This is a genomic window from Psychrobacter sp. TB20-MNA-CIBAN-0197, from assembly GCF_040309765.1.
Taxonomy (GTDB): domain Bacteria; phylum Pseudomonadota; class Gammaproteobacteria; order Pseudomonadales; family Moraxellaceae; genus Psychrobacter; species Psychrobacter submarinus.
In genome coordinates this window covers 1-234 of sequence record NZ_JBEOPC010001435.1, presented here as the reverse complement: position 1 = coordinate 234, position 234 = coordinate 1, and the positions used below count along the sequence as shown (strand labels likewise).

1 protein-coding gene is annotated in these 234 nt (G+C 42.7%); it reads right to left on the bottom strand.

Annotated features, from left to right (window positions below; translation table 11 throughout):
* Window positions 1–234, bottom strand: a 234-nt coding sequence (locus AAEY83_RS18705) for a prolyl oligopeptidase family serine peptidase (RefSeq protein WP_351061707.1), incomplete at both ends; no start/stop codon positions are given.

Here is a 234-nt window from a genome sequence, read left to right as displayed (position 1 = left end):
ACTTTAAACTCTTCGGGTTCAAAGGCAAGGGCTGCCGCGGTCATAAAGCCGCCATAGCTACCACCCATAATGCCAATTTTATCGGTATCGACCCACTCTAAGCTCTGTAAATGTTTTTTGCCGTATACAATATCTTGTAGGTCATCGGTGCCGTGCTTTTTATCATCTAAATGAAAAAAGGTTTTACCATAGCCCGAGCTGCCTCGATTATTAACTGCAAAAATGGCATAACCA